Source organism: Streptomyces sp. NPDC056600, from assembly GCF_042792855.1.
Classification (GTDB): Bacteria; Actinomycetota; Actinomycetes; order Streptomycetales; family Streptomycetaceae; genus Streptomyces.
In genome coordinates this window covers 1-8,373 of sequence record NZ_JBHTVQ010000118.1, presented here as the reverse complement: position 1 = coordinate 8,373, position 8,373 = coordinate 1, and the positions used below count along the sequence as shown (strand labels likewise).

The following is an 8,373-nucleotide window of genomic DNA, read 5'->3' as shown; positions in this document are numbered from 1 at the left end:
GGGCCCGCACCGGTTCCCCGGTGCGGGCCGTCGCCCGTACCCAAACCCTGATCAAGGGCGTGAACGGCAGCGGCACCGTCCGCCGCACCACCCTCCCCGGCGGCCTGCGCGTCGTCACCGAGACCCTCCCCTCGGTGCGCTCCGCCACCTTCGGCATCTGGGCCAACGTCGGCTCCCGCGACGAGACGCCCGCACTGAACGGGGCCACCCACTACCTCGAGCACCTGCTCTTCAAAGGCACCTCCCGGCGCAGCGCCCTCGACATCTCGGCCGCGATCGACGCGGTCGGCGGCGAGATGAACGCGTTCACCGCCAAGGAGTACACCTGCTACTACGCCCGCGTGCTGGACACCGACCTCCCGCTCGCGATCGACGTGGTCTGCGACATGCTCACCGGCTCCCTGATCCGCGAGGAGGACGTCGACGTCGAACGCGGCGCGATCCTCGAGGAGATCGCGATGACCGAGGACGACCCGGGCGACTGCGTGCACGACCTGTTCGCGCACACCATGCTCGGCGACACCCCCCTCGGCCGCCCCGTCCTCGGCACCGTCGACACGGTCAACGCCCTCAACGCCGACCGCATACGGCGCTTCTACAAGAAGCACTACGACCCCACCCGCCTGGTGGTCGCCGCGGCCGGCAACGTCGACCACGCCAAGGTCGTCCGGCAGGTCCGCACCGCCTTCGAGAAGGCCGGCCTGCTCACCGACCACGACGCCGTCCCGGTCGGCCCCCGCTCCGGCAGCCGCACCCTGCGCGCCGCCGGCAAGGTCGACCTGATCTCCCGCAAGACGGAGCAGGCGCACGTCGTCCTCGGCATGCCCGGCATCGCCCGCAACGACGACCGCCGCTGGACCCTGGCCGTCCTCAACACGGCTCTCGGCGGCGGCATGTCCTCCCGCCTCTTCCAGGAGGTCCGGGAGAAGCGCGGCCTGGCCTACAGCGTGTACTCGTACACCTCCAGCTTCGCCGACTGCGGCCTCTTCGGCGTCTACGCCGGCTGCCGGCCCAGCCAGGTGCCCGACGTGCTGAAGATCTGCCGCGACGAACTCGACAAGGCCGCCGCCGAAGGCCTCCCCGACGACGAGATCGCCCGCGCCGTCGGCCAGCTCAAGGGCTCCACCGTCCTCGGCCTGGAGGACACCGGCGCGCTGATGAACCGCATCGGCAAGAGCGAGCTCTGCTGGGGCGACCAGATGTCCGTCGACGACGTCCTCGCGAGCATCGACGCCGTCACGCCCGATGATGTCCGAGAGGTCGCCCGGGACGTCCTGGGCCGCCGTCCCTCCCTCTCGGTCATCGGCCCGCTCAAGGACAAGCAGGCCTCCCGGCTGCACGAGACCGTGGCCTGAGCCGGCCGGACCTTCGTCGACCGGACCCCGCGGGGCCCGCGAAAGGAAGCAGGAGCAACATGAGCAAGCTGCGAGTGGCGGTACTCGGCGCCAAGGGGCGCATCGGCTCCGCGGCCGTCAAGGCGGTCGAGGACGCCGAGGACCTGGAACTGGTGGCCGCCCTCGGCCGCCACGACAGCCTTGACGTCCTGACCTCCTCCGGAGCCCAGGTGGCCGTCGAGCTGACCACCCCCGACTCGGTGATGACCAACCTCGAGTACTGCGTCGGCAACGGCATCCACGCCGTCGTCGGCACCACCGGCTGGAGCGACGAGCGCCTGGCCGCCCTCGACGGCTGGCTGAAGGCGTCCCCCTCGACGGGCGTCCTGATCGCGCCGAACTTCTCCATCGGCGCCGTCCTCACCATGAAGTTCGCCCAGCTCGCCGCCCCGTACTTCGAGTCCGTCGAGGTCGTCGAACTGCACCACCCCGACAAGGTCGACGCCCCCAGCGGCACCGCACAGCGCACCGCCCAGCTGATCGCCGAGGCCCGCCGGGCGGCCGGCAGCGCCCCGATGCCCGACGCCACCGCCACGGCCCTGGAAGGGGCCCGCGGCGCCGACGTCGAGGGCGTCCCGGTGCACGCCGTCCGGCTGCGCGGCCTCCTGGCCCACCAGGAGGTCCTGCTCGGCGGCGAGGGCGAGACCCTCACCGTCCGCCACGACTCCCTGCACCACAGCAGCTTCATGCCGGGCGTCCTGCTCGGCGTGCGCCGCGTGGTGGACACCCCGGGCCTGACCTTCGGGCTCGAGCACTTCCTGGACCTGGGCTGACACCGGCATGCGCGCGAAGATCACCTACGCCGTCACGGCCCTGGCCCTGATCGCCTACTTCGTCCTGGCCGGAAGCCGCGGCGTCATGCTCGTCCAGGTCGGCACCCCGCTCACCGTCACGCTGGGCTGCGCCGTGCTGGTGCTGCCCGCCGTCGGCCTGTGGTTCCTCTGGGCGAACACCCGGTTCGCCCAGCGGGCCGGCGCCCTCGCCGCCGAACTCGAGGCCGAGGGCGGCCTCCCGGTCGACGACCTGGAGCGCACCCCCAGCGGCCGCATCGACCGCGACTCCGCGGACGCCGTCTTCGCCCGCCGCAAGGCCGAGACGGAAGCCGCCCCGGAGGACTGGCGCTCCTGGTTCCGTCTCGCCGTCGCCTACCACGACGCCCGCGACACCACCCGCGCCCGCAAAGCCATGCAGCGCGCCATCCAGCTCCACGACGGCCGGCCCACCGCCGGCACCCGCGGCTGACGATCGCCGACCGCCCGCACACGACAACGGCCCCGCCGCCCACCGGGCGACGGGGCCGTTGCGGCGTCCTCAGCGTCCCGGAACCGTCCGGTACTCGTCCGCCCACGCCTCGACGGTGTCCGCCGCGCGGTCGAATACCTCGGGCAGCCCCAGGAAGTCCGCGCCGTGCGTGCTCAGCAGCACCACCCTGCCGTCCGCGGCGGCGCCACCGCGCCCGCCACGGGCCTCCAGGACGAGTCCCTGGCCCTGCACCGTCCTGGGCAGCCCCATCCACCGCACAGGCTGCTGGACGACCCGCAGCGCCCCCACACGGGCCCACGGAGTGGTGCGGGTGGCGAAGAACGCCACATGCCGCAGCCCCGCCGAGCTCACCCAGACACCGGTCCGCAGCCCGCGCAGCGCGCCCGCGATCATCAGCACCGCCAGCCCGAACCACACCCAGGCCGTCGTCACCGAGGTCGTCGCGGCGATGATCACCGCCGCCACCAGCACGAACGAGGCGAGCAGCAGCACCAGCGCGGCCAGCCCGACCCGGTACGGCCCCGGCCGGTAGGGCCGCCGCCACCGCTGCCGGTCGTGGAACGGGAGGACGACGTCGTCGGCCTGCTCGTCGAACGCGCGGTCGGCCGTCAGAAAGGGCAGGGGCACGGCGGGTCCTCACTCGATCGGCTTGTCTCATCCGCGCATCTGGGCGGTAGGCGCTGAGATTATCGATTGCCTGAGGCCAGGACCACCTCAGGTGTGCCGAACCGGCCTTACCGATGCCTCCGTCGCCATTAGTGTTTCCGAAGTGACACAGCGTCAGACATCCACCCTTGCTCGATGTGTCAGCGGGGACACGGCGATCACCACCGAGAGCGTTGCCGCGAAGAGCGGCCGCACCGTCCGGCGCACCCGCATCGCCGACCTGTACGAACGCTGGCACATCGGCTTCACCGATTCGATGGGCAGGGTCCGGCGTCTGCCGTCGGTCCGCGCTCAACACGCCCGCGTCCTGAACGAGGAAACGCTGCTCTTCGAACGCGCTCCCATCGTGGACGTGCTGCGAGGTGACGTCCAGAACGTGCTGACCTTCCGCGCGGAGACCGGGCAGGAGCTCAGCTGCACCGCGGACCACGCACTCTTCACCAACCAGGGATGGGTGAAGGCCTGCGATCTCGGTCCCGGTCACCTCCTGGTCGTGACGGGAAAGCGCAGTGCGTATGCCGGCCGTCAGATCCCTCCCGCGCTCCGGGCGGGCATCGGCGTGTGGACCTCGATGCAGCGTTCCACGGCGATCAAGCCGGTCGACGCCTGCTACCTCTGTGGAACCGCCCGCCCGAGGGCCGAGCTGGTGCTCGACCACGTGGTGCCCGTGGCAGCGGACCTGCTCAAGGCGCTCGACGTCCGCAACCTCCGACCGACCTGCGAACCGTGCCACCGTGCCAAGACGGACTCCGAGCAACACCTGGCACGTCGCAATGTGACCGCCGGCGCGAAGTTCGTCCAGTACGAACGCGTCGAGGAACCCCGCGAGACGCAGACCTACGACCTGGTGGTGGCCGGACCCTGGCACAACTACCTCGCCAACGGCGTGGTGGTGCACAACAGCGGGAAGGGCCGGTCCCCCCGCCGAAACGGGGAGACCGGCCCTTCCCGGTCGTCGGCGTCTGGTCAGACCTTGCGCCACCCGGGGATCCAGGCCCCGTCCTCGACCACGTAGTCACCGAACAGCGAGGGAGCCTCCTGCACCATCAGCCTGCCCACCTTGTCGAACAACAGACGGATCTCCTCCTCCGCGCCGGGAGCCGTCCGGTTCTCGATGACATGCCGCAGCGTGCGGACGTTCGCCGTCCAGACGAGCCCCGTCCCCAGTCCCTCCGGCGCGAACCGGCGCATGAACGAGGTCTTGGCCTTCTTCTCCGAGAACGGCACGCCTTCCTCGTCGAGACCGAAGTGACCCGCCATCCAGTGCTGGAACTCCTCGATCTTCTCGAGCAGCTCGGTGGCCCGGGACATCAGCTCCTCGTCCTTCTGGGCCCAGTCGGGGAACCAGAACGGCAGGTCGTCCAGGCGGACGAAGCGCAGCGACTCCTGCGACACGGCGACGCCGGCACGGTGGCGTACCAGTTCGTGGGTGGCCACCCGGCTGACGTTGTGCAGCACGAAGCTGAAGTTGACATGCTCAAGGACCGAGCCGTGCGCGCTGGCCAGAATGTTCTTGAGGTACTTGTCCTGGTCGGCACGGATGCGGGTGACGTTCGGGTTCAGGCCCGGCTCCCACGAGCGGTAGCAGATCCGTCCGGCGAACTCCGCCAGATTCTGGGCGTCGTCCAGGTCGCCCCGGTCGACGCGCTCCAGCCAGCTCTCGCCACCCACATCGCTCAGGTAGGCCGCCACCTCGTCGTAGTCGAGGTCCGGACGCGAGATGAGGTGGACCTGGGGTTCGACCGTGTGCAATCTGATCACTCCAGTTGGTTCAGGGAGGACAATTCTCCCACGCGCCGTCCTGGGCTCCTCGCCCGCCCGGGTAGCGCGACCGGGCGGTGCGCCCCGCCGCGCCCGGCGTCCGAATTGCCGGATATCTGAGAGTTATCTAGCCTGACGATACGGACCCGGCACTGCTTGAACCCCCGAGCAGGCAGTGCCGGGATCCCGTTCGTCCACAATGTCCGGCCCCCGACGGCGCACCAGGCCCGGTGCAGCGAGTAGCGTGTTAGCCATGGCACCGACCTCCACTCCGCAGACCCCCTTCGGGAGGGTCCTTACCGCCATGGTGACTCCGTTCACGGCGGACGGCGCGCTCGACCTCGACGGCGCCCAGCGGCTTGCCACCCATCTCGTGGACGCCGGCAACGACGGTCTCATCATCAACGGCACCACCGGTGAGTCGCCCACCACCAGCAACGCGGAGAAAGCGGCCCTCCTGCGGGCCGTCCTGGAGGCGGTCGGCGACCGTGCCCACGTCGTGGCAGGCGTCGGCACCAACGACACCCGTCACAGCATCGAGCTGGCCCGCGCGGCCGAGGAGCTCGGCGCGCACGGCCTGCTCACCGTGACCCCGTACTACAACAAGCCTCCGCAGGAAGGCCTGTACCAGAACTTCACGGCGATCGCCGACTCCACCGGCCTGCCGGTGATGCTCTACGACATCCCGGGCCGCAGCGGCGTCCCGATCGCCACGGAGACGCTGGTCCGCCTCGCGGAGCACCCGCGCATCGTCGCCAACAAGGACGCCAAGGGCGACCTGGGCGCCGCGAGCTGGGCGCTCTCCCGCTCCGGACTGGCCTGGTACTCCGGCGACGACATCCTGAACCTGCCGCTGCTGTCGATCGGCGCGGTCGGCTTCGTCTCGGTCGTCGGCCACCTGGTCGCCCCGGACCTGCGCGCCATGCTCGAGGCGCACCTCGGCGGCGACGTGCACAAGGCCGCCGAGATCCACCACAAGCTGCTCCCCGTCATCCGGGGCGTCTTCCGCACCCAGGGCGCGATGACCACCAAGGCGGCCCTTGCCCTGCAGGGACTGCCCGCCGGCCCGCTGCGCGCCCCGCTCGTGGAGCTGAGCCCCGAAGAGCTCGACCAGCTCAAGATCGATCTGGTCGAGGGCGGGGTACAGCTCTGAGCACCGGACTTCACAACTGAATACGCAGGGCGATCGCGCCTGCACCTTCACACGACAACTGCTTACGCACGAACGTCACGCGCGCCACGTGCCCCCGGGCACGTGGCGTACGTGGTGAGGAGAGTCTTTTGAGTCATCCGCACCCTGAACTCGGCCCGCCGCCCAAGCTTCCCAAGGGCGGACTGCGGGTCACCCCGCTCGGCGGTCTCGGCGAGATCGGTCGCAACATGACCGTCTTCGAGTTCGACGGCCGCCTGCTGATCGTCGACTGCGGCGTGCTGTTCCCCGAGGAGGAGCAGCCCGGCATCGACCTGATCCTGCCGGACTTCTCGTCCATCCGGGACCGCCTGAACGACATCGAGGCCATCGTCCTGACCCACGGGCACGAGGATCACATCGGCGCCGTTCCGTACCTGCTGCGCGAGCGTCCGGACATCCCGCTGGTCGGCTCCAAGCTGACCCTCGCGCTGATCGAGGCCAAGCTCCAGGAGCACCGGATCCGTCCGTACTCCCTGGAGGTCTCGGAGGGCAACCGGGAACGGCTCGGCCCCTTCGACTGCGAGTTCGTCGCGGTCAACCACTCCATCCCGGACGCCCTCGCGGTGGCCATCCGCACGCCCGCGGGCATGGTCGTGCACACCGGCGACTTCAAGATGGACCAGCTCCCGCTGGACGGCCGGCTCACCGACCTGCACGCCTTCGCGCGGCTGAGCGAGGAGGGCATCGACCTCCTGCTCAGCGACTCGACGAACGCCGAGGTCCCCGGCTTCGTGCCGCCGGAGCGCGACATCTCCAACGTGCTGCGGTCGGTTTTCGCCGGCGCCCGCAAGCGCGTGATCGTGGCGAGCTTCGCGAGCCACATCCACCGCGTCCAGCAGATCCTCGACGCCGCCCACGAGTACGGCCGCAGAGTCGCCTTCGTCGGCCGCTCGATGGTCCGCAACATGGGCATCGCCCGGGACCTCGGCTACCTGCGGGTGCCGCCGGGGCTGGTCGTCGACGTCAAGACGCTGGACGACCTGCCGGACCACGAGGTGGTCCTGGTCTGCACGGGTTCGCAGGGCGAGCCGATGGCCGCGCTGTCCCGCATGGCCAACCGGGACCACCAGATCCGGATCGTCCCGGGCGACACGGTGATCCTGGCGTCGTCGCTCATCCCGGGCAACGAGAACTCGGTCTACCGGGTGATCAACGGCCTGACCCGCTGGGGCGCCAACGTCGTCCACAAGGGCAACGCCAAGGTCCACGTCTCGGGTCACGCCTCGGCCGGCGAGCTGCTGTACTTCTACAACATCTGCCGCCCGCGGAACCTGATGCCGGTGCACGGTGAGTGGCGCCACCTGCGGGCCAACGCCGAGCTGGGCGCCCTGACCGGCGTCCCGCACGACCGCATCGTGATCGCCGAGGACGGCGTGGTCGTCGACCTGGTCGACGGCAAGGCCAGGATCACCGGCAAGGTGCAGGCCGGCTACGTCTACGTCGACGGTCTGTCCGTCGGCGGGGTGGGCGAGCCCGCGCTCAAGGACCGCAAGATCCTCGGTGACGAGGGCATCATCTCGGTCTTCGTGGTGGTGGACTCCTCCACCGGCAAGATCAGTGCCGGCCCGCACATCCAGGCCCGCGGCTCCGGCATCGAGGACAAGGCCTTCGGCGACGTCCTGCCCAAGCTGGTCGAGGTGCTCGAGCGCCAGGCCCAGGAGGGCGTGGTCGAGCCGCACCAGATGCAGCAGCTCATCCGCCGGACCCTGGGCAAGTGGGTGTCCGACACCTACCGCCGTCGGCCGATGATCCTGCCGGTCGTGGTCGACGTCTGAGCCCTGGTCAGCGCGTGATCCACGCGTGAACCAGGAGGGGAGCGCCTCGATTTGCACATGGGCGCTCCCCTCCAGTACGTTTACGGCTCCCGCCCAGGGGGCACCCGCAACGCTTACGGCGTCCGGGGGTGCCTGACCCGGAGGGCGGGAAAACCGACTCAGAACTTCTGATAAAGTCGGAACCGCCGGAAAGGGAAAACGCCGAAAGGCGAAGGACCTGGAAAGCGCCGAGGAAATCGGAACGGAAACGGTCTGATAGAGTCGGAAACGAAGGAAGCGCCCGGAGGAAAGCCCGAGAGGGTCGGTACAAAGGAAGCGTCCG

8 protein-coding genes are annotated in these 8,373 nt (G+C 70.1%); 6 read left to right on the top strand and 2 right to left on the bottom strand.

From position 1 onward, the window contains the following. The 3 genes from ACFRAV_RS30980 to ACFRAV_RS30970 form a co-directional block, all read left to right on the top strand. Positions 1–1,355 (top strand): M16 family metallopeptidase (locus ACFRAV_RS30980; RefSeq protein WP_382560834.1); only part of this gene is annotated, 1,355 nt, incomplete at its 5' end. A gap of 59 nt (positions 1,356–1,414) precedes the next feature. Then, positions 1,415–2,167 carry a 4-hydroxy-tetrahydrodipicolinate reductase gene (dapB, locus tag ACFRAV_RS30975; protein ID WP_382560831.1) on the top strand — a complete coding sequence of 251 codons (753 nt, stop codon included), beginning with the start codon at positions 1,415–1,417 and terminating at the stop codon, positions 2,165–2,167. A gap of 7 nt (positions 2,168–2,174) precedes the next feature. Further along, a complete protein-coding gene (locus tag ACFRAV_RS30970) occupies positions 2,175–2,636 on the top strand; it encodes a hypothetical protein (RefSeq protein ID WP_351117270.1) in 462 nt (153 codons plus the stop codon). 69 nt (positions 2,637–2,705) lie between these two features. Here the strand turns inward: ACFRAV_RS30970 and ACFRAV_RS30965 are convergent, their stop codons facing one another. Then, entirely contained in the window at positions 2,706–3,284 is a 579-nt protein-coding gene (locus ACFRAV_RS30965) for a hypothetical protein (RefSeq protein WP_382560828.1), read from the bottom strand. A 142-nt stretch (positions 3,285–3,426) separates the two neighbouring features. Here ACFRAV_RS30965 and ACFRAV_RS30960 point away from each other — a divergent pair, with 142 nt between their 5' ends. Further along, on the top strand, positions 3,427–4,338 hold the full coding sequence (locus ACFRAV_RS30960; RefSeq protein ID WP_382560825.1) for an HNH endonuclease: 912 nt from the start codon (positions 3,427–3,429) through the stop codon (positions 4,336–4,338). Here the strand turns inward: ACFRAV_RS30960 and thyX are convergent. After that, on the bottom strand, positions 4,290–5,084 hold the full coding sequence (gene thyX / locus ACFRAV_RS30955) for an FAD-dependent thymidylate synthase (RefSeq protein WP_382560823.1): 795 nt from the start codon (positions 5,082–5,084) through the stop codon (positions 4,290–4,292). The two genes, ACFRAV_RS30960 and thyX, sit on opposite strands and share 49 nt — an antisense overlap. Before the next feature lie 253 nt (positions 5,085–5,337). Between thyX and dapA the strand changes: the two genes are divergently transcribed. Beyond that, on the top strand, positions 5,338–6,237 hold the full coding sequence (gene dapA / locus ACFRAV_RS30950) for a 4-hydroxy-tetrahydrodipicolinate synthase (protein ID WP_382560820.1): 900 nt from the start codon (positions 5,338–5,340) through the stop codon (positions 6,235–6,237). 128 nt (positions 6,238–6,365) lie between these two features. Continuing rightward, complete coding sequence (locus ACFRAV_RS30945) at positions 6,366–8,051, top strand: ribonuclease J (protein ID WP_382560817.1); 1,686 nt, start codon at positions 6,366–6,368, stop codon at positions 8,049–8,051. The last annotated feature ends 322 nt before the right edge of the window (positions 8,052–8,373 follow it).

What these genes read in the sequence shown, in the direction of transcription:
- ACFRAV_RS30970 (WP_351117270.1), top strand. Translation starts at nt 2,175, where the DNA reads ATGCGCGCGAAGATCACCTACGCCGTCACGGCCCTGGCCCTGATCGCC.
- dapB (WP_382560831.1), top strand. Translation starts at nt 1,415, where the DNA reads ATGAGCAAGCTGCGAGTGGCGGTACTCGGCGCCAAGGGGCGCATCGGC.
- dapA (WP_382560820.1), top strand. Translation starts at nt 5,338, where the DNA reads ATGGCACCGACCTCCACTCCGCAGACCCCCTTCGGGAGGGTCCTTACC.